Origin of the sequence: Hymenobacter cellulosivorans (assembly GCF_022919135.1) — a bacterium.
GTDB lineage: Bacteria > Bacteroidota > Bacteroidia > Cytophagales > Hymenobacteraceae > Hymenobacter > Hymenobacter cellulosivorans.
The window spans coordinates 4,372,663-4,396,860 of the sequence record NZ_CP095049.1; the positions used below are offsets into that span (position 1 = coordinate 4,372,663).

General features: G+C 57.7%; 26 protein-coding genes and 1 tRNA gene. 13 read left to right on the forward strand and 14 right to left on the reverse strand.

Annotation, left to right across the window (positions count from 1 at the left end):
• Positions 1–118: 118 nt before the first annotated feature.
• Entirely contained in the window at positions 119–400 is a 282-nt protein-coding gene (locus tag MUN80_RS26030; RefSeq protein WP_262922019.1) for a hypothetical protein, read from the reverse strand.
• A 27-nt stretch (positions 401–427) separates the two neighbouring features.
• A complete protein-coding gene (locus MUN80_RS18495) occupies positions 428–883 on the reverse strand; it encodes a hypothetical protein (RefSeq protein ID WP_244715072.1) in 456 nt (151 codons plus the stop codon).
• A 989-nt stretch (positions 884–1,872) separates the two neighbouring features.
• On the opposite strand from MUN80_RS18495, the gene MUN80_RS18500 reads away from it, so the two are divergent.
• Positions 1,873–2,169: a hypothetical protein gene (locus MUN80_RS18500; protein WP_244715074.1), complete on the forward strand. Its 297-nt coding sequence runs from the start codon at positions 1,873–1,875 to the stop codon at positions 2,167–2,169.
• Positions 2,170–2,180: 11 nt separating this feature from the next.
• Entirely contained in the window at positions 2,181–2,834 is a 654-nt protein-coding gene (locus tag MUN80_RS18505; protein WP_244715076.1) for a PD-(D/E)XK nuclease-like domain-containing protein, read from the forward strand.
• Between the two features lie 97 nt (positions 2,835–2,931).
• On the opposite strand, the gene MUN80_RS18510 is transcribed toward MUN80_RS18505, so the two are convergent.
• Entirely contained in the window at positions 2,932–4,122 is a 1,191-nt protein-coding gene (locus tag MUN80_RS18510) for a PDDEXK-like family protein (RefSeq protein WP_244715078.1), read from the reverse strand.
• A 1,381-nt stretch (positions 4,123–5,503) separates the two neighbouring features.
• Between MUN80_RS18510 and MUN80_RS18515 the strand changes: the two genes are divergently transcribed.
• Entirely contained in the window at positions 5,504–5,842 is a 339-nt protein-coding gene (locus MUN80_RS18515) for a TfoX/Sxy family protein (protein ID WP_244715080.1), read from the forward strand.
• A gap of 137 nt (positions 5,843–5,979) precedes the next feature.
• Here MUN80_RS18515 and MUN80_RS18520 read toward each other — a convergent pair whose 3' ends face one another.
• Positions 5,980–6,384 carry a winged helix-turn-helix transcriptional regulator gene (locus MUN80_RS18520; protein ID WP_244715082.1) on the reverse strand — a complete coding sequence of 135 codons (405 nt, stop codon included), beginning with the start codon at positions 6,382–6,384 and terminating at the stop codon, positions 5,980–5,982.
• Positions 6,385–6,438: 54 nt separating this feature from the next.
• On the opposite strand from MUN80_RS18520, the gene MUN80_RS18525 reads away from it, so the two are divergent.
• From MUN80_RS18525 to MUN80_RS18550, 6 genes are all read left to right on the forward strand, one after another.
• Entirely contained in the window at positions 6,439–6,906 is a 468-nt protein-coding gene (locus MUN80_RS18525; protein ID WP_244715084.1) for a nuclear transport factor 2 family protein, read from the forward strand.
• Positions 6,907–7,684: 778 nt separating this feature from the next.
• Positions 7,685–8,197 carry a cupin domain-containing protein gene (locus MUN80_RS18530; protein ID WP_244715085.1) on the forward strand — a complete coding sequence of 171 codons (513 nt, stop codon included), beginning with the start codon at positions 7,685–7,687 and terminating at the stop codon, positions 8,195–8,197.
• Between the two features lie 12 nt (positions 8,198–8,209).
• Positions 8,210–8,980, forward strand: a complete 771-nt coding sequence (locus MUN80_RS18535; RefSeq protein WP_244715087.1) for an SDR family NAD(P)-dependent oxidoreductase — start codon at positions 8,210–8,212, stop codon at positions 8,978–8,980.
• Positions 8,981–9,130: 150 nt separating this feature from the next.
• The gene (locus tag MUN80_RS18540) at positions 9,131–9,571 is read left to right on the forward strand and encodes a cupin domain-containing protein (RefSeq protein ID WP_244715089.1); all 441 of its coding nucleotides are present in this window, start codon (positions 9,131–9,133) and stop codon (positions 9,569–9,571) included.
• Between the two features lie 306 nt (positions 9,572–9,877).
• A complete protein-coding gene (locus MUN80_RS18545; protein ID WP_244715091.1) occupies positions 9,878–10,798 on the forward strand; it encodes a helix-turn-helix domain-containing protein in 921 nt (306 codons plus the stop codon).
• A gap of 77 nt (positions 10,799–10,875) precedes the next feature.
• Positions 10,876–11,769 (forward strand): alpha/beta fold hydrolase, encoded by an 894-nt coding sequence (locus MUN80_RS18550; RefSeq protein ID WP_244715093.1) that lies wholly within the window; start codon positions 10,876–10,878, stop codon positions 11,767–11,769.
• 50 nt (positions 11,770–11,819) lie between these two features.
• Here MUN80_RS18550 and MUN80_RS18555 read toward each other — a convergent pair whose 3' ends face one another.
• The 4 genes from MUN80_RS18555 to MUN80_RS18570 all read right to left on the reverse strand — a co-directional run bounded on the left by MUN80_RS18555 (position 11,820) and on the right by MUN80_RS18570 (position 13,809).
• Positions 11,820–12,098 (reverse strand): DUF1294 domain-containing protein, encoded by a 279-nt coding sequence (locus tag MUN80_RS18555; RefSeq protein WP_244715095.1) that lies wholly within the window; start codon positions 12,096–12,098, stop codon positions 11,820–11,822.
• 206 nt (positions 12,099–12,304) lie between these two features.
• A complete protein-coding gene (locus MUN80_RS18560) occupies positions 12,305–12,769 on the reverse strand; it encodes a hypothetical protein (protein WP_244715097.1) in 465 nt (154 codons plus the stop codon).
• A gap of 119 nt (positions 12,770–12,888) precedes the next feature.
• Positions 12,889–13,338 carry a macro domain-containing protein gene (locus MUN80_RS18565; protein WP_244715099.1) on the reverse strand — a complete coding sequence of 150 codons (450 nt, stop codon included), beginning with the start codon at positions 13,336–13,338 and terminating at the stop codon, positions 12,889–12,891.
• Positions 13,339–13,452: 114 nt separating this feature from the next.
• Positions 13,453–13,809 (reverse strand): hypothetical protein, encoded by a 357-nt coding sequence (locus tag MUN80_RS18570; RefSeq protein ID WP_244715101.1) that lies wholly within the window; start codon positions 13,807–13,809, stop codon positions 13,453–13,455.
• A 288-nt stretch (positions 13,810–14,097) separates the two neighbouring features.
• On the opposite strand from MUN80_RS18570, the gene MUN80_RS18575 reads away from it, so the two are divergent.
• A complete protein-coding gene (locus MUN80_RS18575; protein WP_244715103.1) occupies positions 14,098–14,493 on the forward strand; it encodes a hypothetical protein in 396 nt (131 codons plus the stop codon).
• A gap of 218 nt (positions 14,494–14,711) precedes the next feature.
• Here MUN80_RS18575 and MUN80_RS18580 read toward each other — a convergent pair whose 3' ends face one another.
• The 6 genes from MUN80_RS18580 to MUN80_RS18605 all read right to left on the reverse strand — a co-directional run bounded on the left by MUN80_RS18580 (position 14,712) and on the right by MUN80_RS18605 (position 20,968).
• On the reverse strand, positions 14,712–15,347 hold the full coding sequence (locus MUN80_RS18580; RefSeq protein ID WP_244715105.1) for a DUF6266 family protein: 636 nt from the start codon (positions 15,345–15,347) through the stop codon (positions 14,712–14,714).
• A gap of 55 nt (positions 15,348–15,402) precedes the next feature.
• A complete protein-coding gene (locus tag MUN80_RS18585) occupies positions 15,403–15,828 on the reverse strand; it encodes a thermonuclease family protein (RefSeq protein ID WP_311136245.1) in 426 nt (141 codons plus the stop codon).
• 571 nt (positions 15,829–16,399) lie between these two features.
• Positions 16,400–17,686: a site-specific integrase gene (locus MUN80_RS18590; protein WP_244715109.1), complete on the reverse strand. Its 1,287-nt coding sequence runs from the start codon at positions 17,684–17,686 to the stop codon at positions 16,400–16,402.
• Positions 17,687–17,814: 128 nt separating this feature from the next.
• Positions 17,815–17,887, reverse strand: a tRNA-Thr gene (locus MUN80_RS18595).
• Positions 17,888–17,929: 42 nt separating this feature from the next.
• Positions 17,930–20,362 carry a DUF349 domain-containing protein gene (locus MUN80_RS18600; RefSeq protein WP_244715111.1) on the reverse strand — a complete coding sequence of 811 codons (2,433 nt, stop codon included), beginning with the start codon at positions 20,360–20,362 and terminating at the stop codon, positions 17,930–17,932.
• 63 nt (positions 20,363–20,425) lie between these two features.
• Complete coding sequence (locus MUN80_RS18605) at positions 20,426–20,968, reverse strand: YqgE/AlgH family protein (RefSeq protein WP_244715112.1); 543 nt, start codon at positions 20,966–20,968, stop codon at positions 20,426–20,428.
• 450 nt (positions 20,969–21,418) lie between these two features.
• Between MUN80_RS18605 and pdxH the strand changes: the two genes are divergently transcribed.
• The 3 genes from pdxH to MUN80_RS18620 all read left to right on the forward strand — a co-directional run bounded on the left by pdxH (position 21,419) and on the right by MUN80_RS18620 (position 24,085).
• The gene (gene pdxH, locus MUN80_RS18610) at positions 21,419–22,069 is read left to right on the forward strand and encodes a pyridoxamine 5'-phosphate oxidase (protein WP_244715114.1); all 651 of its coding nucleotides are present in this window, start codon (positions 21,419–21,421) and stop codon (positions 22,067–22,069) included.
• A gap of 119 nt (positions 22,070–22,188) precedes the next feature.
• Positions 22,189–23,520 (forward strand): DUF1015 domain-containing protein, encoded by a 1,332-nt coding sequence (locus MUN80_RS18615; RefSeq protein WP_244715116.1) that lies wholly within the window; start codon positions 22,189–22,191, stop codon positions 23,518–23,520.
• A complete protein-coding gene (locus MUN80_RS18620) occupies positions 23,477–24,085 on the forward strand; it encodes a Maf family nucleotide pyrophosphatase (protein ID WP_244715118.1) in 609 nt (202 codons plus the stop codon). The genes MUN80_RS18615 and MUN80_RS18620 overlap by 44 nt, the downstream gene beginning before the upstream one ends.
• The last annotated feature ends 113 nt before the right edge of the window (positions 24,086–24,198 follow it).

Genomic DNA, 24,198 nt, shown 5'->3' on the forward strand with positions numbered 1-24,198 from the left:
GTTGAAGCCAGTAATGATAATGATGGCTTGACAGATGTTGCTAAAAACACATAGCAATAAGAGAGGTCTACCACTGGTAGATGTACCAATAGTAGACCTCTCTTACTTAAATACGACTCTACAACGTCTCCCCCGACGACCCACCCAGTTCACGTCGCTCCTGAACAACCAACTCCTGGGCCCCCGGCTCCACTGCCACCGACGCCACCGCAGCCCCGATACTCCCCGCCAACACCAGGTACCCGCCCAGCGCCACCAACCCCGCCGGCAGCAATGCAGGTGAAGCCACCAGCACGGCGCCCACAGCCCCCACAGCCGCCGACACTGTGCGCACCTTCCGAAAGAACCGGGGCGTGCGCAGCGTCACCCGGTCCAGCAAACTCAATTTCTTTGTTTCCATAACAGTAAGCAGGGTTTAAGTGAACAATCAGGCCAGCGTCGGCCCGCTATTATCCAGGCGCGCCAGTATCCGGTCGGCCCATTTATTGTGCTCCTGCTGCTCCTTGCTGGCCTCCGTTAGCACCTTCGTGCGCTCATCCACCAGCATCAGGGTTTTGTCGATGCCGCTCAGCGTTTCCGTCAGCTTCATTACCAGGTCCATCATTTCCTTGCGTAGCTCCGAGCGTTGCTGCAAAGCCTCGGTGCGCAGCTGCTCGATGTTCAGCTTGACTTCCTCCCGGAGCTTGGCCTCCCGGGCCACCGCTGCCACATGGTACTCGTCCACCTTCAGCGTCAGCGACTCGGCCCGTTGCTGCTGGGTCTGACACTCCGTTTTCAACATCTCCACGTCCCGCCAGCTTTTCACGAAATACAGCAGCACGGCCACAAAACCGCCCACCACCGACGTAACCACTCCCCAGTGCTCCAACACTGAATCAGCCACGGCCCGGCCCTCCTTTCTGGGCCAGCACAGGCACCTCAAAGTGCGGCTGGTCCGGCTTTCGTTCGTCAGTAGTCTGCCCGTCCCCGTCCCAATCCCCACCCCACCGAACCACCGGATTCGCCGCCTTCACCAGCCGAGCAAATTTCAGCAGCCCATCCGCCGGCCACGTCACCGAACCATCCGCCTGCAGCAACGCCACATCCAGCGGCCACTAGGCAGTTCCGTGTGTCGACTGGTCATCACCCAGGTAACCTCACGCCCGGCCTCTAGTGCGCCAATGGCCTGCAGCCCCGCCAGTTTGCGAAGCCGGTTTACTTCCGCCAACGGCTGCCGCCCCTGAGCATACAGCGCCGCTTGTTCGGCCTGGCTCCGGTGGCCTTGCGTCACAATCGGCAGGCCCAATGCCATCAATGCAGGGTCACCCATCCACCGGCCCAACGCTACTCCATAAGCCGCTGCCAAATCCCCACGTACATCACGCAGTCGGGTAGCCTGCGTCTGCTGTTGTGCAACTGTTAAAGCCAATGCTTTCATTTCTATTATAATGCTATTAAGCAATGCAGTATTACATTGTAATGCAAACAAGGAAATTTACACCTCGCTTTGTATTTCGATAACATAATATAATTATACAAATACCACCACTACACGAATTGCACTACCCAACTATCCTTTCGCTTGCCCACCACACCGGCCTAGGCCGCCAATTCGCAAGGTCGCCCGCTCCTGGCATCGCCAGCTCCCATGCGGGCGCCCTGGCCGTTTCCCACGCACTCCTGACGATATAGCAGCTACTGCGGCTTGCAGCGGCTCGACGCGGCTACTGTGTTCCTGAAGCATGGAGTAACCCTTCTGGGCTTCGCGCCCGGCCGCTGAACCTGTCTGGCTTCGATCACCTGTCTGCTGCGGCCTTTTAGCCTCCGCTTCGCTCTGGCTTGCCTCGGCTAACGCCTCATAAGGCGCGCGACCTGGTGAGCTACATCTATTCCATGCGGAAACAGCGCGCCAAACAGCGCGGCCACGAGTGGACCATCACCCTCGACAACTTCCGCCAGTGGTGCGAGTGGACGGGCTACCACCTCCAAACCGGCCGCACCGCCGATGCCGCCAGCATCGACCGCAAAGACGCCCACCACGGCTACCATATCTGGAACATCAAAGTGCTGCCCTACGGGGCCAACAGCGCCAAAAGCCGCCACGGCGAAGGTACCTGGGCACTGGGTGCCGATGGCCGCTACCACTACACCCCCGCCGACCCGAACGACCCGAACGAAGTCACATTTTAACCCTGTCCGCCATGTTTCATTCCGTTACCGCCCGGTCCGGCCTTACGCAGCCCGAGCACCGCGCCCTCCCCTTCGTCAGCAATACCGACCTGAGCAACCTCAAAAACGAGCTGCTGGGCCTCACCCGCACCAGCAATACCCAGGCCCTCATCTTCGGCAGCGCCTTTCACGAGGCCGTTCTGGAGCCCGACCGCTACCACGCCCCGCAGGAGTTACCACCGGCACAACTGCGGTTGCTCGATACCCTGGCCGCCGTGCGCCGCCAACGCTACTGCCGCGACCTACTTTACCGGGGCACCGCCGAACTGACCCACACCGCCACCCACGAGGAAACCGGCCTCACCGTCAAAATCCGCCCCGACCTGCTAATGGTGACGCCCCGCCTGGGCCGCCGCGTCCTGGTCGACTTTAAAACCACCAGCTGCCGCGACTACGCCCACTTTGTGAGCACCATCGAACAGTACGACTACGACCGCCAGGCCGCTTTCTACTCCGACGTGCTCCAGGCCGACCGCTTCTTGTTTATCGGTGTCCAGAAAAAAGCCCCGCATGACATTTGGCTAGTGGAGCTTTCCGCCGATACCGCCTCGATGGAGCAGGGCCGCAAGAAGTACCGCCGCCTCTTACGAGCCTACGCCGAGCAGGATGCATTAGTAGTCGCCTAAGTAATTCGATGGCTTTTGAATTCCAGATAGTCAATCAACACAATAGCCTGTGAATCGGATTCACAGGCTATTGTGTTAAGGCAAATGATAAGACCTGTTACTTCAAAAGCTCGGCAGGTTGCTGCCCGTATTTCTGAAGCAGCTGGTTGAGGTAGCTCTGTGCCTCCTTCATTGTTTTAGCCACCAGTTCTTGTCGGCCTTCCGGGGTTGATAACTCGAATAGAAATTGAGCCGAACAGTTATCAACTTTCGTAAAGCCGGGTGGGGTAATCCAGCCTAACCACCAGGTGGTGCGCTTGAAATTGCTGTTCATCGCCCGCAAATCAGCTGCCAATTCATCAAGTTCACCTCGTTTGCAAACACCTCCTTTGCCATCTTGGTCATAGACGATACAACCATAATAAAAGTCATAACTCCCGTCTTTATCCCACTTGAATTTTACGTTGTAGCCCTTATAAGTGAAGAGTAAACGGTCTGCCGGCAAGTCGATTAGCATTCTAAAACCGTTGATCAGGTCTTCACAAAGAGCGGTCTGCACTTCGCTCCGGATTTGATTAAAGGCGTTTCGGATATTTTGGGCACTGGCTACCGAATCCTTGTTTTGCAAAATCAGCTTCTTGACTTCGTCTGTCATCATCTTGTTGGTACTCTGACCCGTTAAACCCTTGAGCAAGTTGATATACTGGGTGATAGTTTCCCGCACCAGCGGCTGCATGGCCGCCTCTTTCCGACAAGCCTCAAGCCAGGAAATAATGCCCGTTGCGTACGATAAGGCTTGCACGGCTTCCGGTGGGATGCTGCTGCCCGTCGTATACTCCCCTGGTTCCGACCCATCCAGCGTCAGATAGATAAGTTTTGCCTCTGAGTTGTAATTGTGATAGCGCAGGAGCTGATTCTTCTGGTCTCCTGTGTAAATTTTGTTTTCGATAAAGATAGGATAACCACCTTTCGGGAAAATACAGATATCTATCCGACCACCCTCCAGGCTACTTTCGTTGATGAAGCCAATGTGTTTCTCAATTTCTATTGTGGCGGTTGCTGTATCAAACTCTGGCAGCCCAATCTGCTGCACAAACAGGTTCAGAAACAGTTCTTTTTGCCCATGACTTCCTCTTGGGCTTAGTAGTTCAGCTAAGAATGCAGAATGTGTCCTGACTTCTGCTGACTCAAGTCCGAGAATTCGAAATATATTGAATTGCTCCCCAGTTACTTGCGCCTGGCTTCGGTGACGCGCCTCTATAACCATTACTTGGCTCAGCAATGATTGTAGCGTATTTAATTCACTCATCCTACGATTCCGAAATATCCTCTGAGGTGAAAAATGCCATACTTACTCTTAGTGCGCAGTAATCAGGGTTATTAAGTCAGACAGGCTTAGCATCCTGCCCGGGTATCGGTGAACCATCGAGTGGCAGTTAGCACACAAAACGGTCATATCAGTCCGAGGATTAACCTCTACACCCCCTTGGGTCCCAGAAATAGGGTTCAAATGGTGCACATGAATGTAACCACGGCCGTGCGCACCATACACCCCTTCATAGTCAAATCCGCAGCCCTTACAAACCACTCCGTGTATCTGTAGTGCACGAGCACGTAACCTGGGGTTACGCTCGTAGCGTGTCCCATAAACACGCCGCCCCGTACCGTCCTCGACGATTGTTTCATAGGCACCAGTGGCCCCCTGTATATCATCATTCAGCGCAACCGGGACAGATTGCCCAGGCAGAATAACTAAGCCGCTAGCTGCTATAATTCGGTCGAATACTTCCTGGGTGCAGGGCCTCACTCCATCACGCCAGAAGTTAGTAACTCGGCTCGGAGGAATTTCCTCAAACGTTTCGTTTGTATCAGGCGCCCGGGAAGGAACAGACCGATCAAAGCTTCTGAAGTTGAGTATTTCACAGAAATAGTCCCCCTTCAGACTCTCTGTGTCTGGCATGACTGTACCGACCTCACCAACACCAAAGTAATACGGCCCCTTGCTCAATCGAAAGTCGGCAAACCTGGCCTCTTTCTGGGCACCTTTATAGTAGATTATAGGTGTACCTGGCAGCAAATCCTGTAAATACCTCTTAGGAAAATGGTAATGCTCTCCGGTGACGTAGTTCCATTCTGAAACGTCATTCTCAACAATAATAGTAGGCATGTATCGGTGGGGACAAGTTCGAAGCAATCTAATCTGTTTCGAGTGCTTGTTTCTCAGCTCGGCCATAGTTTAATTCTGTTCGTTTCACAGAATTAGGAAAATACAATAACCAGCCACCAAGCAGCCAATACCAAAGCTCCTAGGTTCCTCCTTACTTTCTTCTAGCTGGCTCCTATGCAGCCCACTACGCCGAAATACAAAAAGCCCCGACCATCCGGGCTTGTCCTTGCCCAAATCTTCCGAAACGGTAGGAGTTCACGAAACTCATCGACAATCCGATTTAAATGAACTTTGAAAAGTGAACCAGTTTCATGAACTCAATCTGGTCCGTAGAGCCACTTGCCATGCGGGTAAACGTGCATTGGCGCAGTTCAGGAAAAGGAGGGGTTCGGTTTATACGAGGTTACTATAGCCTCTCTACGACGAGACATGCCGCCATGACAACAACGTTTTTTTCGACCTTTGCGGCAGGGAAACGAAGATCTATCCAAAGAATCCGCATGCTTAACTAGTCCTGTGTACGATGGCCTCTACCCCGCAATTTGTCGACTTCGTCGTCGAGCAACTCAATGCCTCCGGGCAGGTGAGCACGAAGAAAATGTTCGGGGAGTACGGTCTGTATTGGGGCGACAAGCTCTTTGCCCTGGTCTGTGACAATCGGTTATACATGAAGCCTACCGCCGCCGGGCGCGCCTTCTGGCCAGTCGTAGTCGAGGCGGCGCCGTACCCGGGCGCAAAACCCAGCTTTCTGATTGAAGAGCAGTTAGAAGATCGGCAGTGGTTGGCGACATTCGCTCGCCTGACGGTAGAGGAATTGCCGGAACCCAAGCCGAAGTCTCCCAAACGGCGTATCAGCCCCTAACCAGGAGCTTGACTGACGAAACGGTCCGACCAATAATGTCAGGCCCCGAAGCTTCATCAGTGAGGCTTTGGGACCCAGACTATCTGAGGTTGCTAAGGCTTGAACTGCTTGTAAGAACGTAAAAAGAGAGCTTGCCTCTACTGCAGACCCACTTTTTTACGGTGTCGGAGGCCCCATTTCTGCAACTCGATGATTACATCGTGCAAAGAAATACCGTGGTCAGTCAGCGCATACTCTACTTTGACCGGGACACCCTCAATAACCGATCTGGTTATCAACAGATTAGCTTCCAGCTCTTTCAATTCCTTAGACAGCATCCGGTCGGTGATGGTGGGCAGCGCTTTAGTCAGCTCTCCAAATCGTTTGGTACCCGGGGCAAGTGCCAGTAAAATTGGCAGCTTCCATTTGCCCTGCAGTACGTACAGCGCATCCGTCACAGGCTGCAGTATTTCCCCCAAAACCGCTGCAGCTTCTGAGGCGACAGGGGTCAGTTGCGGGTTACTATCCTCTACGACAGGACTATACTTCGGGATAGTACTCATTTTTACTTGCTGGTGGCCGGTACTTTTGCTACCTCAAATCTACCGTTTTCCACCATGTCAACATCCCTGCTGCCGCGTAACAGCGCCCTCGAAATCACCAATTTACTCTATCGCTACAATGAACTCATCGACAGCGGCGACCTAGCCGGTGCGGTCGGCCTGTTTCAGCACGCGCAACTCAAGCTTGTTACCTCCCCCGAGTTGCAAGGCTATGAGGCCTGCCTGGCGCTGCTGCAGCGAGTGGTCATTCTGTATGCCGATGGGACTCCCAAAACCAAGCATATCGTTACCAACCCGATTATTGACATTGACGAGGCGGCGGGCACGGCTTCTAGCCGTTCGCAGTACACCGTCTTCCAGGCCACGGACGAGCTGCCCTTGCAAGTCATTGCCGGTGGACGTTACCACGACCGGTTCGAGTATGTGGAAGGTCAGTGGCGGTTTGCCTACCGGGACTATACTCTATTCGACTTGCGCGGCAACACCAGCCAGCACCTAAACTTAGCGCGAGTAATGGAATAGATACCGGCGCTGGCGCTCAGGCGCTCTGCTTCTTAACGAAAAGTACTACCTACTTCACTACTAAGAGGAGCGGTTCTTGGCGTAGTGCCTGCTCCAGTATCGTTCAGCGAAACGGTCACTTAAGCAGCTATTGTCCGGCTGTTAGTATGCTTACCGCCTTGCGGACACTCATGTACGAAAAGTGCCAAAACGCGAATTATTTGTACTAACAGCCGGGCAAACCTATCTACTAGTTTTGCATCATCAACCAAGTGAAACAATCGTTGCAAAACCGAACCCTGGCAAGCGTATAGGCCCCTTCAGCGTTGCTTGCTTAGCCCGGCGCAAGGTTCCGCATCGTACCTGCCGGCTCTCTAGCAGTTTACCAAGAAGGTAGCTAGCAGGTGTGCAGTTGGCGGGGAAAGCCTGTACGTCACGTGCAGCAATGCTCTACCAACCTAACAGTTTATTCTTGTTCAACTGCTTGGTAAAGGCCTCGACTAGACGGCTAAACAATACAGCTGATTCGGTCGAAGGGTGCGACTATTCGGTGGCCGGCGGTAAGCAGCTTATCTAAGACACCGCTACTCTGCGGGGGCGACAGAACCCGTTAGGCCGGCCAGTATGTGTCTTAGCAACCATAGGCCATGGGGGCAAGAAAGCTCGTCGGGGGCACCTGCTGGGGCTGGCGGGCGGTAGCTAGAAGCCTCACCCCTTCCTTAAACTTTCTATTCTGACGCATGGCGAGTCACCTTGCTCGTCTGCACCATTTCCTTTTTCCTTTCTCTTGTTTCTTGCCATGAGTGATTTACTGCTGATTCCACCCGCTGAAGGTGTGCGCACAGTGGGGCGCGGCGAAAGCGAGCATTTCGAAATAGCCAACTCCCACTTTACCTGGAAAGCCAAGGGCGTTGATACGGGCTATGCCTTTGCTATCCATGAACTGCCCCAGGAGCGCGGCAAAGACGTGCCGCGGCATGCCTCGGAAGTATTCTACATCCTGGAAGGCCAGGTGAATTTTATGCGCCTGACGGAAGATCAGTTGAATTGGGTGACGTGCGCCCAAGGCGACCCGCTGATTGTACCGCCGAATGCCTTTCGCAGCTTCGCCAACCGCAGTGGCGTGCTGGCGCGGCTGCTAAGCACGGCCAATCAGCTACACCAAGCCTATTTCGATGAGGCCGCCCGTACGGTAACCGCCTCCGACCCGCTGCCGGCCGGCCCACCGGAGATGGATGCGCTTCAGCGCACCCTGGCGTGGGCCCCAAAGTATAATATATTCTTCGCGCCGCTGGCCGCACCAACTGCCTAACAAACTGCAAAAATGAAATTTACAAACAAAACCGTGCTTATTACCGGGGGTGGCACCGGAATTGGGCTGGCCCTGGCCCAGCTCTTAGCTCAGCGGCGCAACCACGTCATCATTATCGGCCGCCGGCTCGACAAGCTGCAAGAAGCCCAGCAGCTGACACCCGAGTTGGAGATTTTTCAGTGTGATGTTGCTGACCCGGCGGCCATCGACGCGCTGTTTGCCAGCCTACAGGCCCAAGGCATCGTGCTCGACGCGCTGATCAACAATGCAGCCGTGCTGGAAATGTGGGATATTCTGGAGCAGCCCCTGCCGTCAGCCGAAATCTTCAACCGCGTGAGCATCAATTTGGCGGCCCCCATCTGCCTCACGCAACGCTTCGTCCGGCAGGCAGACCGGAAGCGCACCAACTATATTGTCAACGTCACGAGCGAAGCGGCCATCATGCCGGTGCCCGTTCTGCCGCTGTATTCCGCGTCCAAAACGGGGTTGAGCGTGTTTACCCAGAGCCTGCGGGTGCAGCTCAAAAATCACCCGTTTGTGGTAATGGAGGTGATGCCGCCCCCCGTGGAAAGCCGCATGACGACGCAGGACCTGCGCAACTCGGGGCCCTTGGTGCTACCCACCGACTTTGCCCTGGGGCTGGTAAAGCAGCTCGAGGCCGGTAAACTCGACTACGCCCCCGGGGCCAACGCTTGGCAACTAGGCCTGATTCGCCGGCTGGCTCCCAAAATGGGCCTGCACTTGGTCGATAAGCTCAGTCGCCAGCAGCTGCATACGGTGTAGCAACGCACGCATTGCGTGTCGCGAAACGGCACGTAAGCGCAGTTTTTCTTGAATACTACCCGCGGGCGGCGCTTAGTAGAGCGCATCGCTGGTCGTCTGTATGACTGCTCCACTAGAGCAGCTAAACTCCCTTTTTTCCTTTCGGTTTCCATGACTGCCATTCCCAAATTGGTGCCCGCTGCTGCCGGCACCCCGCTCAACGTGCTCGGTGACCAGGTGCTGGTGAAGCTTACAGGCCAGGACACCAACGCTCAATTTGCGCTGACTGAACAAGTAAATAAGCCGGGCACCGGCCTGCCCCTGCACTTGCACACGCAGGAAGACGAAACCTTTCTGGTGCTGGAAGGCCAGGTAGAATTTGTCATTGGCGCCGATTCGTCCATCGTAGAAGCCGGCGGGCTGGCCTACGCCCCGCGGGGCACGGCGCACAGCTTCCGGGTGGTGGGCGACACGCCCGTCCGGATGCTGATTCACATTTCACCCGCTGGCCTGGAGAATATGTTCCAGGAACTAAGTCAATTGCCAGCCGATCCGCCCGACGTAGCTCAGGTGGCGGCCATCTGTGGCCGCTACGGCGTTTCTTTCGTGTAGCCGGTCACGCTCACCTTCTGCTACTCTATTCCGCCATGCGAGGCCGGCTGATTCTGCCTGCCTGCTTCACGTACGTGGTTATTGCCTTCGTAAAACTAGATAAGTAGGGTGAAGCTTAACCCTTCAGGAAGGCGGCACCCGCTACGGAATGACTGATGGTCAACCAGTAAACGGATAAGAAACTGCTCCGGTGGGCTTCGTAGCTACTAGGCGTCTGCCTGTTTGTTGTCGAATCTGCGTTTACTTTTATCCTTCTCTAACGGGCACTTGGCAGCTGTAGCGCACGGCTGATGCTTACCCCAGCTCATGTTTCCTACCTATCACCTCCACGATTTTCCATCCGATAATGCCTTGCCCGGGCAGGTACTCATCGAGCGGGTTGAGCAGCTGCAGCGCCCGGCTTCCTACCAATGGCCTCACCGGCGCAGTTTTTACGAAATTCTGTGGCTCACCGAAGGCTCGGCAACCAACGTCGTCGACTACCACGAAACTACCATCGAGCCACAGACGCTGTTTTTTGTGGGCCCGGGCCAGCTGCACCTGCTAAGTCAAACCACCGGGGTGAAGGGCTACAGCATTGCTTTCACGGAAATTTTTTTGCTGCAGTACGTCAGTCAGCAGGACGTGGTACTGCGGCTTGCCTTTCTGGCTAATAGCGCCACGAGTGCCGTGCTTAAGATGGATGAGGAAGCCCTTCATGAACTGGAGCCCGTATTGGCGCTGCTCAAAGAGGAAGCCGGCCGACCGGAAAAATCGGCCGCGCTGTTGGGCCATCTGCTCTTTATCCTGCTCAACCGGATTCAGCGCCTGATTACCTGCCCGTATTCCAGCCGGCAGGATTTGGCCAGCATGCTATTGGTGCGGCGCTTTCGGTCCCTGGTCGAGCAGCATTTCCGGACGCCGCACAGCCTCTCCTTTTACGCCGAGCAGCTAGCCCTGACCGTGCACCGCGTAAACGAGGTGTGTAAGTACATGACGGGCAAAACGGCGGGAGACATTCTGCGCGACCGGCGGCTGCTGGAAGCCAAGCAGCAGCTGGTGCACAGCGACACGCCCATTGGCCAGATTGCGGAAGATTTGGGCTTTCAGGACTTCTCCTATTTCTCCCGGCAGTTCAAGAAGAACACCCAAGTCCGGCCCGCCGCTTATCGGCGGGAGATGCACGAGAAGTATCACCGCGCGGCTTTTTCCTCCCTGGCTGAGGCCGCCCGGCTCCGTATAGCGTAGGGCCACTAGGCAAGCCCCACTGGCGCTTCGCCGTATTTCACGTAACCCGAATCAGACCAGTTCGATTTCAACTGCTTATGCCTACTATTCGCACCGAAGTGCTTGATCTGAACTATGAGGAAGGAGGCCCCGCCACCGGGCCGCCGGTCCTGCTGCTCCACGGCTGGCCCGATGCTCCCCGCGGCTGGCGGGCAGTGGCTGAGCACCTGCAGGCCGCCGGTTGGCGCACCATCATCCCGGCGTTGCGGGGTACAGCGCCCACCCGGTTTCTGTCCGAAGATATGCCCCGCGTAGCACCCGGCGTTGCCCTGGCCCAGGACGCAATTGACCTGCTAGACGCTTTGCAGATACAGCAGGTAGCCGTCGTGGGGCACGATTGGGGTGCCCGTGCCGCCTATACGTTGGCCGCGCTGTTTCCCGAGCGGGTCACGTCCATCGTGGCGTTGGCGCTGGCGTATCAGCCCCAGGGCCGCTTTACCCTGCCCGATTTTGCCCAGTCCCGGCTATTTTGGTACCAGTGGTTTATGTGTACCGAGGCGGGTGCTGCCGCCGTGCGTCAGGATCCGGTGGGCTTTGCCCGCATCCAATGGGACACCTGGAGCCCGCCGGGCTGGTTTGACGAGGCGGAGTTTTCAGCCACGGTGGCTCCTTTCAGCGCGCCTGACTGGGCCGAAGTTACGCTAAATGCCTACCGCTCCCGGTGGCTGCCCGGCGAGGCTACCGACCCTCGTTACGCCGCGCTGCAAGAACGCCTGCACACAATTGAGTACCTGACCACCCCTACCCTCATGCTGCAGGGAGCCGCTGACACCTGCGACGCGCCCCAGGAATCGGAAGGACTGGAACAATACTTTACCTCCGGCTATCAGCGGCTGGTATTAGAGGGCGTTGGGCACTTTCCCCACCGGGAGGTCCCGGATGTCGTAGCCCACCACATCCAAGCTTTTCTCATTGACAAAGCCCCGCGCTAGGGTTCCCAAGCGCGGCGCTATCCAGCATTGTGGCCCTTGTAGCTGAAGCCTTAAAACTGCGTCTTAACATAGGGCCACGTGACATAGAGGACCGCCCCTTGCAGCAGCGTCAGTAGCAGGGTAACGCCCCCGAAAGCGGCTTTGCGGTTTTTATGGTGCAGCAACAATATCGCTGCCCACGTGCCTGGCATCGTGCTAGGCAGTGCTGCCTGCTGCAGCGTTTTTTCGGTAATGCGCCGCTGGCCCTGTTGGGCGTTGCGTTTATCCCAGGCGAAGAGCAGAAAACACAGCAGATTGAAAAGCAGCAGGCAACTCAAGAGTAGGGTCATGATGTGGGAGGTGGGTCCTACTGATTCGTCTGGGCTGGGTTTCGGCCGGGGTGGTCGCTGCACGGCTCCAAATCGGTTGGGCGCGCTAGGAAGACGTAGAGTGCACCAGCGGGACCACAAGGAATTGAGTTGCGTTCAGTGAAACGGTCGTTCTACCAAAAGGAGGATTTTGGCGAATGCACTAACCGTATTTATGTTACTGGATATTATCGGCATCCACTGTCTCCGCCCCTGAAATGGCAAACGGCACACAGGTACGGGAAATCAACGCGCTTATATCCGGTGGCAGTGCCGCCAGCATATAGAGGTGTTTCTGGATAAGCAACCAAATGGTATCGGTTTTCTGCGTGAGCTAGGTCCGTTTTGTCAAAGGCAAAGAGCCCCCGCTTGCCATAATTTAGGAAACTGTGCGCGTAGCGACGATAAGCGTCCTCATCTTTCCCCACTATATTCCTCACTACCTGGGCCAAATGGGGGTTAAGGCGGGCCGTGGTTGTTTCAGTGGATAGAGAAAGAAAATAGTCGTGCAACTGCGTGAGCGCTTCAATCGATGCGGCCACGGAGCCAGGTAGCGGGCCGCCACCGGAAGCAAACTGGATGACGCAACCAGAGGTATCCACTGCGTACCAGTCAAAATCTGTTACTTCTTGGTCAATGCTGCTGATTTCCATGGGGGTGTAAGGGGGCCAGTGGGCGCTGCAAAAGGGAAAAATGGGTAACACGAAACTATATGCACGCTCAAATTTGGCCGCTTATATCGTTTAGCCAAACGGTCGAAATAAAAGCCTGCTCACTTCTGCCATTCCACAAAAACGTGGTCCTCGCCCGCTAACTCTTCCTCGATAATCGCTGCAATCACTGACCACTCGCCCCCAGCCAACCCTGCCCCAATGGCGGGATAACCGATGCGTTGGCCCGCGTATTCCTGTTTCACGCGCCGAAACACCTGACGCAGGGACTCGTTGTCAGCTTTGCGACCCGGCCCCTTCCACTGGTATTGGGTGTAGGCGTTTACAATGGCTAAGGGCTTGCCCCCGGCCTCAACGGTGGCCACGGTGTAGTGTCCCAGCTTGGTTGTATCGCCGGCAACGGTGGCTGCATCCGCTTCATAGGCGGCAGGAAAGACCTGTTTGATGGTTTTGGCAATGCCGGCGCCCATCGTGCAAAAGCAGTTGCAGCAGTGCACGATAACATCGAATTCGCCGGCTTTCGCCTTCTGTACCAAATCGCCTTGTTCCATATGCATGCTGCGTCAGTCGGGATGGAGAAGCTTCAAGGTAGTGAACCTACTGAAACTCGACGAACTCTCGTTCACGCAAACGGAGGTTCTAGCGAAACGAGGGTTTAGGGGTAGCTAGTTAATCCACAGCAGCGACTCGGCCACCAAACGCCGTCGGCCCGTGGGCTCCACGACCAATAGCACCACGCCCGCCATCATCATTCGACGTTCGCGGCCCATTTCGTAGTATACCAGCTGCTGACCGGAGCGCAACGCCAAGGGCTTGGACACCGTCAGAAAATCATTGATGGTGGGCCTGGTTGTGTCAGCATTGGTAAACAGCACTGCCCGGCCTCGGCAGACCGAAAATGCGCGTGGAGGCCCCTCGGCCGGGACCTGGGGGACGAGGTGGTCCAGCCCTACCACGGTCGTGTTCAAGTGCTGCTTCTGCAGAAACAGTCGGACGTAATGCTGAGTGAGCAGTGGATTCATTCCGCTGATGAAGCGGGTACGCTGTCCGAAACGCATGGTGCCTTTGGGGGCCAGCGAATGGCGTACTGGCGGCCCGTCCGCCGCGATTTCAGCGCCATCACAATGACTGGAGAGCAGTGCGTAATAAGCCTCGGCTACCCCGGCGTGCTGAGTGGGATTGTCCATGACTTCGGCCTCTTCCTGGGGGTGACAAGCCGTGGCGCCCAGCACCGCTAGGCAAGGTAAACAAGCGCTGTTCAATTGAAGGAGGAAAACACTGTACTTGCGACTCGTAACCGCCTAATACATATGCTTCTGTTTCTTTGCGTCAACGCCCTGCTTCAAACGCTTGCCGGTGACCCCGCCATCACAGTCCACCTGTCCCGATACGGCAAGCCTCAGACCGTTGATAAAATCGTCTTCATGTCAAAAGACGAAGTAGTTACCTTGGAGCAGCGCAACAATAGCGTGTTCATCATCCCGGCTCGCTTGCTCACTAAACGCTTTACTATCTCGTTTTCTTCCCGGAACCACGTCATCACCTTTGAACATGTTCCGATCAGGTACAATCCTGGTTATCTGGTCTGGGACGTTATTGTCGAGAAGAAACCCTTTTCGGAAGAGTACGGGTACTTGGCTAACCGCACGACTAAGAAAATTCTAGTTTTGGATCAGAATACAGGCGGTATTATTACCTACCCGTAGAGTGTCTGGGGAATAAGTAGTTCTCTCAACGAACGTTCAGCGAAACGGTGGTTTCACTAAAAGAGTGGCGGGTACTGCTTAACGTGCTATAGTTTCTGTTTTGAGACACCACTAACAATACAAAAAAAAGCGTTCCGGCTTTATTACCGGAACGCTTCAGGAATTTTGGGAAAGTATAAGCCATCCGGCCGGGGCTTTCCGTTTGCAGGGCGGTCAGTTTACGACACCTGCTCCACCGCTGTGCTGCTGGCATCACTCCCATCGAAACGACGAGCAAAGCCATAGGCCACCAGATTAGCAGACGCTACACCCGCGAAGCGGGCATTCGTCACACTCAGCGTCCCATCCGACCGCACGGCGCCCTCGGCGTCCGTCACGATCAGGCCGGTTAGCTTGTTGATGACAACCACTGTCACCGTATCAGCAGCCAGCGCACCAGCCCCGTTGCTGTTGTCCGCCCAGGTAGCCGTAATGGTGTCGCTGCCCATTGGCCCCTTCGAGGCTACGAAGTCATCCAACGGCTCCACTGACCCAGCCGAAAGCTGCATCAGCAGGTAGTCGATACTGGCCACGTTCTGCGCGTCGGCGCTGGTAGCCGAGAAGTTTTGGCCCACGAAGCGGTTGTAGGCCGACTGGCCGCCCTGCGCCTTCAAGCCCAGGGTCAGCGCCGGAGCCAGTTTCTTGTACAGGTCCGCGAGCAGTTTGAAGCGCGAACGAGTGTTCTGCTGCGCGGGCGTGTTGCTGGTGTTGCTGCCCACTTTCTGCCGAAGGATGTTTTGCCCGTTGACCTTCGTAAAAGTCAGTTGGCCGGCGCTGCCTTCAATGTCGCCGAGGATGCTACGAATACGTGCCATACATTAGAAAAAGGTTGAGTGAAAGAAGATTTCAGCTGCTGTTTTGCGCGCATTCTCACCAGGAGCAGCTACCCCAGTGCGTACTCTTTTCTTGTCTGTTAAAGGCCCGCCATACCCCAGGCCGCACCGGCGCCGCCAAGCTACATTTCCATAGCCCACGGCCGGCCGCCTGCGCCAGTTCCTGCTCGCGCCTGCGTTTTGCCACCGCGTGCTCCGGGTCGTAAGCCCAGGCCCAGCCGCTCACCACCAGCAGCGAATCCAGCGCTACCGAAGCCTGCCCGCTGAAGGCTGCCGGCCGTAGCCGTACCGCCGCCAGGGTCCGCCCGTAGGCGTCCGCCCCCTGGGCCCGCACCCGTACGTAGCGGCGCAATACCAAGGCTCTTACTTGTTTCCGTAGCCTGGCGCCCATACGGCTGGCCCAGCTCTGGGGCATCCGCCCCCAACAGCCGCACCCAGGCCCGGCCCACCCAAGCCTCCACATCGTAGGTGTCAGCGTCGACTACTTCCACTACCCGCACCAGCTGCCAACCTGCCATTGGCTTCAGCACCTCGGACGCCCCAGCAGGATTTCGGGCCTGTAGCACCTGTGCCGCCCGCACCGTTTGGGCCTCCGAGTGGGTAGCCCAGGCAGCGAGTAGCAGCAGTAGGAAACGGTTCATATCACAAATATGGAAATACTTTGCATCAAAATAGAATATAATATCTATTTAAATGCAAATAACTCCTACACTGCCTTTGTTATATTTGGTCCATGCCTCACGTCCTGGTCCGCTATTTCCTACCTGCCGCCCTCCTGCTCTGCTCGACGACCCCGCCGCTGAAGGTATCAGCCGACTAGGCCCCGCGGTACATCGGCCGTTACGCCGCCGTGACCGGCAAAGTAGTCCGGGCCCACACCGCCCACCACGCCAACGGCGCCCCAACCTTCCTGCACCTCAGCAAGCCCTTCCCCGACTGTCCCCTGGAAGTGGTCATGTTTGCCGACGTCACCAGCCGACTAAAAAAGACCCGGCCCAGCTCGTGGGTCGGGTCGTTACCGTCAGAGGCCGCATTCAGGCCGCTGGCTCCACTGCGCAAATCGTGCTCGACGCCCCGGCGTCGTTGTCATACTGACCGCCTTCCCAAATGCGCCGCATCGTCTGGTGCTGGAAGTCCTCTACAATCTTAGCGTAGATCAGCGTCGTTTTGATGCTGGCGTGCCCCAGTCTCTTCTGCAGCACCTCCACTGGCATCCCCCGTAGCAGGCTTTGGGTAGCAAACGTGTGCCGCGCCGTGTGCATCGTCACCAGCTCGTGCTTGGCCTCCATCCGCTTTTCCACCCGCCCGGCCCGCACCTCGACCACTTCCACCGCCGACGACACCCCGCCCAGACGACAAATACGCTTCAGGTAGCGGTTCATTACCTGGTTCTGGTACACCGGCAGCAACTTGGCCCGCTCCCCCGCATACTTGTCCAAAATGCCCCGCGCCGCCTCCGTCAAGTAGATGCTCACCGGCCGCCGCGTCTTACTCTGCGTCAGGCGTAGTACATGCCCCCCGTCCCACCCCGACACGTTGCCGCCGTGCAGGTCGTACACGTCCGAGTAGCGCAGACCCGTGTAGCAGAACAGAAACACGTCCCGAACCGGCACCAGATTGGCCGGCAGCACCGCCGTTTGCAGCTGGGTCAGCTCGGCCGCCGTCAGGTATACTTTATCCACCTCCGCGTAGGTTGCCTTTATCTGCCGCACATCCACACTGAGCTTATATCCCCGTTCATCGCGCAGATCCTTCAGGAGCGCCTTCAGGTTCTTCACTAGCGTGTATACCGAGTTTGGCGCCAGCTTGCGCGTCAGCGTCAAATAATGCAGCAGCGCGTCGTGGTCCTGCAGCGTGTAGGCCTCCGCCTGCAGCTTCCGCCCGCGATGCTCAGCAAAGTCCCGCAGCCAGTTATTCGACACCAAATAATGCCGCAGCGTCTCCCGCATGTAGCCGCGGCCCCGCAGCACCGCGCGAAATTCATTCATCAGCAGCACCACATTCTGCTCCAGCACCACCGGCATAGGCGCGGGACCCAATGCAGCCTTCAAGCTGGTCGGCGTCGGTGTCAGTCCCTCTGCCCGCTGCTTACGGTGCGCCTCTACCACGCGCGCCGACAACGACGCCAGTAGTTCGTTTGCCTCTTGGAAGCCTGGGTACGAGCGCCGGAACTGCTGCCGCTTCGCATCCCACTGTGAAGGCAAACATTTTTCGTTGGTGCTCATCCGCAACCGCTGCTGGTTGAAGTGGGCAATCAGGTACACGACGGAACACCCGGCCGCATCCGTGTTTTCCGTCCGATGATGAAATTGAATCGTCATAAATAGTGGGGCGTGAATAGGGGCGTAAGCGGGCTTGAATACGGGATTGGCCTAAACGCAAAAAACCCGGAAATTCGCTTCTGTGAACAGATTTGCGAACTTCCGGGTCTTCCGGGATTGAATAAAAGAGCCCCCAGCCGGGATCGAACCAGCGACCTACTGATTACAAGTCAGTTGCTCTACCAGCTGAGCTATGGAGGCGAATTGTGGTGCAAAACTAGTGCTTCGCACCAAATTCCCAAACTAGGAGCGGATAATTTTCAATTGTTTTTTGAGTCCGTCGATTCGCCCCTTCGCCTCGTCGATGCGACCCTGGTACTCCTCGCGCAGCTGGCTGGCGTTTTTAGAGCGCGCAAAGAACTCAAGGTTAGTCTGTAACGTGGCGATGTCGTTTTCCAGCTCATTGATTTCGCGGCGCAGAGCCTGTTCCTTGCGGTAAAGGGCCTGCTGGGAATCGGGGCTGGATTTGAGGCGCTCCACTTGCAGCTGAAACAGCAAGTCGGCGCGCTCGGCGTAAGACAGGCCCGGTACGTGGTCCAGATACTTGCCCATCAATGACTGGAATTTTTCCTCAGCCCGCTCAGCAGAGCCGCGCGGGCCGCCCGAAGCGCCATCAAAGTTGCGCCACTCTTCCACGTGCTGACGGAAGCCTTCCAGCGTGCCGGGCGTGTCTACCGACAGGGCCGTTACGGCCTCGGCAACCCGGTCGAGGTGGGTAGCCTGCTCCTGCGACACCTGCTGAGCCTGCTGCACGCGCTGCTTGGCTTCTTCGTTTTTGCGCTCGAAGAAGGCGTCGCAGGCCGTGCGGAAGCGGTTCCAAACTTTATCCGACTGCTTCTCCGGCACGCGGCCAATAAGCTTCCATTCCTTCTGCAAGCGAATCACAATTTCGCGGCCTTCTTCCCAGTTAGGGTTTTGCAAGGCGGCTTCGGCTTGGTTGCACAGATCAAGCTTGCGCTGCAGGTTGGCGTTCTTCTCCTCATCAAGCGACTTAAAGAATTGATTCTTGCGCTGGAAGAACCCTTTGTAGGCCGACCAAAACTGTTTGTTGAGCTGCTCGGCTTTGTCGCGGGGCACGAGGCCAGCGGCATCCCACTCCTCTTTCAGCTTTTGCAGCTCATCGGTTTTGGCGCGCCACTCATTTACCCGCTCCGTTTGGAACTCGGCGAAGGGCTTGATCTGGTCCAGCAAAGCCGTTTTACGGGTCAGATTGGCATTTTCCTGGGTCGAGCGCACGTTCAGGAATTCCTTTTTGCGGTCGTGCACCTTCTCCGAAGCCTGCAGGAAACGGTTCCAGATGGCGTCGCGCTGCTCGTTGGCCACGGGGCCGATGTGCTTCCACTCCTCATGCAGCTGACGCAGCTCTTGCAAAGCCTTATTGATGCTCGACTGCTGGGATAGGGCCTCGGCGCGCTGAATCAGGGCTTCTTTGGCTTCGAGGTTGCGGCGGCGGTCCAGCTCCTTCATTTCGAAGAACAGGCCGCGGTTGTTGTAATAGATGTCAAGCAGGGCGTGGTAGCTGTTCCAGATTTCCTGGGCCTCCTTCTGCGGTACGGCACCGGTAGCTTTCCAATCGTTCTGCAGGGCTTTGATGCGCACCGAGCTGTCCTTGGTTTCGGCCGACTCCACCAGCTGCCGCAGCTGTGACAACAGGTACTGCTTGTGCGCTAGGTTTTTGGCCCGCTGCTCGTCCTCGGCGCGGGCATCCTTGGCCCGGCTGTCGCGAAATTCCTGTAAGGCACGGGTCAGCTCGGCGTGGCCTTCGGGGCCGGTATAAGCAAAGTCATCGGCCTCAGCCCCACCTTCGGTGAAGCGCTGCCGAGCGGCTGTGCGGTCGGCGTTGATGCTGGTTTCGTACTGGCGGTATAAGTCAAATATCTGCTTACGGTTCTGGCGGGCATCGGGGCGGCGCAGCAACGTGAGCAGATGAGCCGCCTGGGCGGGCAAATCCAGGGTGGTAAAGTCGGGCACCGGAATTTCGGGCACGTACTCTTCTTCTTCCTCCGTGCCCGCGCTGTGGGCCGTGTCGGCGGCTTCCGCCGCTTCGGCCGCCTCAGCAGCCGACTCATTATTGGAAGTTGGCAGGGCGGCTACGGGGGCGTCTGCCGTTTCAATATCAGCGGCCGTTTCCAGGGCCATCACTGGCTCGCGCACGGCTTCGGGCTGGGTGCTGTCGGCTTCTGCTTCGGGCGTAACGGGAGTTGTATCAGTCAGGGCACTAGCTTCGGCAGTGGTAGCCTCGGGCGACAGGCCCGCAGCACTCGGCGTTTCGGCGGCCGCTTCAGCCGACTGTACGCCGGGATTATCGTGTCCGTAATGACTTTCGGCGCGGGTCAGGGACTCGGAGGCTTCGCCAGCGCGCAATGTTGCGGCCGTATCGGCGGTGGCTTCGGTAACGGCCGCGGCGGGCTCGGCCGTGCCAGCGCCGGGCGCATCAGTTACGGGCGGCGTGCCCTGGGCGGGCCGCTCGGTGATTTCATTGGTCGTGGTGGAAGCTACGGGCGCCGAGGCTGGCTCGTTGGGAGCGGCAGGAGCTTGGACGGGCGGGGTAGCCGCTTCATCGGCCGGATTCTGCTTGGCCTGGATTTCCGCCAAGCGGCGCTCCAGGATGCTCATCGGCGACTCCGAGTTGGCGTCGGAGTTGTTGGGGGCGGTGTTTTCGTTTTCAGGTAACATAGGTCAAAGGAAAAGGCCCGGCTCAGGAAAGAATAGGTAGCCCGGCAGCGAAGTAAGCAAAAGCTAGTTTAGGCGGGGGTCCAGCGGGTAGTTGGACAGGACCCGGTAGCGGCCGCCCTTTTCCCGCAAAATGGCCTGCCAGAAGGCATCATTGTCCAAAGTAAATACTTTCCCGGCAGCATTGGGGTGGACAATCCAAACATTTTCCTTGACTTCCTCCTCTAATTGGCCCGCTGTCCAGCCCGAATAGCCCGCGTACAGGCGGATATCGTCGGCGGCCAGTTCGCCGCTCAGCAGCAGGCCCAGCACCACTTGGAAGTCACCGCCCCAGTACACGTCCTGGCCCACGCTGATGGCGTTGGGCACGTCGGCGCGGCGGTGCAGGTAATGGAGCGTATCGGGATATACGGGCCCGCCCAAGCCCAGCGGCAGCTTGGCCGCGGGCGAGGCGTCGCCGTCGGGCAGCTCCAGCACGTCGCCGAGCAGCAGGTTGGAGGGCCGGTTGAGCACCAGACCGTAGGAGCCTTCTTCCTCCGAGTAGTGGCACATCAAGACCACCGTCCGCTCGAAGTTAGGATCACCTAAGAAAGGCTGGGAAATGAGCATACTGCCGGGAAGAGGACGAGGCATCGGAAGAAGTGCTTGGGGATGGGAAGAAAGGTAAATACGAAGACGGAAGGGATTCAGCCGCTTTTTGAAAAGGCTTCTGTTGCGGCGCAAGTTCCAGAGCCCGGCCAGAAGTACTACAAACCGGGGCCGGGCCCCGCCTTGGCCATTTTCTGGCGCCGACACGCTCCAGCTAGTAACTTTTCCAGCGGCTCCAGGTTTCTGAGCCTGGCAGGTTTCCGCTGGCTGAACTACTGTAAAGGAAACTTTTTTCCGGTAAAAAGCTAGTCGGCAGGCCGGTAGTTCGGCAGAAACCGGACGCTACCACCCGGCACCGCCTTTTCCGGCCGGCTCACCTTCCGGCGACCCGCTCATTTTTCCACCGAACTTCCGACCTTCGCCCAGCCGGTGCCGGGGCCCGCCCCCTGGCTTTTCGCCGACCTACCTGCTATGACCGACCAACAACTAGCCGACCTGCGCCAGACTTACTCCCAGCGCACCCTGTCGGAAGCCGAAGTGCAGCCCGACGCCGTGCGCCAGTTCCGGCAGTGGCTCGACGAAGCCCTGAGCGCCCACCTCGATGAGCCCACAGCCATGACCGTTTCGACGGTGAACAGCCAGGGGCAGCCCTCGGCCCGGGTGGTGCTGCTCAAGGGCCTGCCCGACGACGCGGGTTTTCTGTTCTACACCAACTACGACAGCCACAAAGGCCACGATCTGGCCGAGCAGCCCCTGGCAGCCCTAACCTTCTTCTGGCCCGGCCTAGAGCGGCAGGTGCGGGTGGAAGGCCGGGTAGAAAAAGCCCCGGAGCACATGTCAGACAGTTACTTCCAGAGCCGGCCCCGCGGCAGCCAGATTGGGGCCTGGGCCTCGCCACAGAGCCAGAAAATCGGAAGCCGGGAAGAGCTGGAAGCCCAGGAAAAGGCCGTGGAGCAGCGCTTCACCGGCCAGGACCCGCTGCCCCGCCCCCCACACTGGGGCGGCTATATCGTGCGGCCCCACCGCATCGAGTTCTGGCAGGGCCGCCCCAGCCGCCTCCACGACCGAATCGTGTACGAGCGCCAAGGGGAATCCTGGACCCGCAGCCGGCTGGCGCCTTAAGGGTGAGATAGTGAACTGGTGAGTTTGATGCTCGAGCTGCGCGGCTTGCGCCAAGAAAACAAAAACTCACCTGTTTACCACTTCACCATCTCACCACCTCACTATTTCACCACCTGATTTTGGCTGAAATTCAACCCGTGCGCGGCTGGCGCTATACTGCCGAGCTGAGCGCGCATATTGATGACTACGTGTCGCCGCTATTTGATGTGGTGTCGCAGAAGCAGCGCGAGGCCCTGTACCGTAATGAGCTGAACAGCATCCATCTGTCGGTGCCCCGGGGCGAGGACCCGGCGGGGGCCGCATTGGCGCGCCTGCTGGAGTGGCAGCAAACCGGCGTGCTGCGCCAGGATGAGCTGCCGGGCATTTACGTGTACTACCAGTATTTCCGGCTGCCGGGCTCTTCCCGCGAGTATTGCCGTAAGGGCTTTATGTGCCACATCCGGGCCTACGACTGGAGCGAAAACGTGGTGCTACGCCACGAAAACACCCTGCCCGCGGCCGTCAACGACCGGGCTGAGCTGCTGGCCCGCACCCAGTTTCAGAGCAGCGCCACCCACGGCCTCTACCGCGACGACGATTTTGAGCTGGAGCGCTACCTCGACGAGGCCATGCAGGACCCGCTCTACCAGACCGAGGAAGACTATCAGGGCGCCCGCGACGTGCTGGCCGTGATTCAGGACGCCCGGGTGATTCGACGGTTCCAGCAGGTGCTCAGTCGGCGCGAGGTTATTCTGGCCGATGGGCACCACCGCTACGAAGGCTCCCTGGCCTACCGCCAGGCCCGCATGCTGGCCGAACCCAATTCTACTGGCCAGGAGCCGTGGAATTTCCACTTGATGTATTTGACCAACGCAGCAGCCGACGACCTGCGGATTCTGCCCACCCACCGCCTGCTGCTGGAACTGCCCGGCGGCATTTCGGACGCGGAGTTTCTGGCCCAGTTGGAGCCCTACTTCTCCCTGCTGTCCATGGACGATGCCTACGACTTGCCCGAGCGCATTGCCGGCAAGCAGTGGGCCTTTGGCCTTTACCTGAATGGGCTGGCCTACAAGCTGCGCCTGCGCCCGGAGGTACACGAGCAGCTCGATTGGGACACCACGCCCGAAGTCAAAAACCTGGATTTGACGGTGCTGCACTTCTTCGTGCTCGAAAAAGCCCTGGGCATCGTGGGCCCCGACGCCCAGCGCGCTTGGTCCGGTGTGGCCTACGTGCGCACCTTTTCCGAGTGCCTAGCCCGCGTCGACCGGCAGGAAGCCCGCGCCGCCCTTATTGTAAATGAGGTGACGATGGAAGAAGTGGAGCGGGTGTGCCACTCCGGGGCCGTAATGCCCCCCAAATCGACGTTTTTCTACCCTAAAACCATCGGCGGATTCCTGTTTACCTCTATCCGCGACGACGAACACGACCATGCCTTCTACGCTCCCCACCTTGCGCCTGATTCTGGCCTCTAACTCCCCGCGCCGCCGCCAGCTGCTCACCGATCTGGGCCTTCGGTACGAAGTGCGCCTGCAGGAAGTCGACGAAAGCTTCCCTGCTACCCTACGTCGGGCCGAAGTAGCCGAGTTTCTGGCGGCTCACAAGGCCGAAGCCTACCGCGCTGGCCTGGCCCCCAACGAAGTGGTGCTCACCGCCGATACCATCGTCTGCCTCGACGACGACGTGCTTAATAAGCCCGCCGATGAGGCCGAGGCCATAGCCATGCTCACCCGTTTGCAGGGCCGCGCCCACGACGTATACACCGGCGTGTGCCTGCTCTGTGGCGACGGGCGCCGCGTGGTATTTTCGGACCAAACCCGGGTGTACTTCCGTTCCCTGACGCCCACCGAAATCGAGTTCTACGTGCGCAGTTACAAGCCCCTGGACAAAGCCGGAGCCTACGGTGCCCAGGACTGGATTGGTATGGTGGCTGTCACCAAGCTCGAGGGCTCGTATTTTAACGTCATGGGCCTGCCCGTGCACCGCGTCTGGGAAGAACTGGAAAAGCTCGGCGTCAGCGGCCTGCTTACTTCGGCGTAGTAAAAGTAATGTTCCGTCTCTGGTCTGTTGGCTTGACGAACTTCATTTTATTGTTATAAAAAAGCCCTTCAGACATAGCTGAAGGGCTTTTTTTATGAATTATAATAACGGCG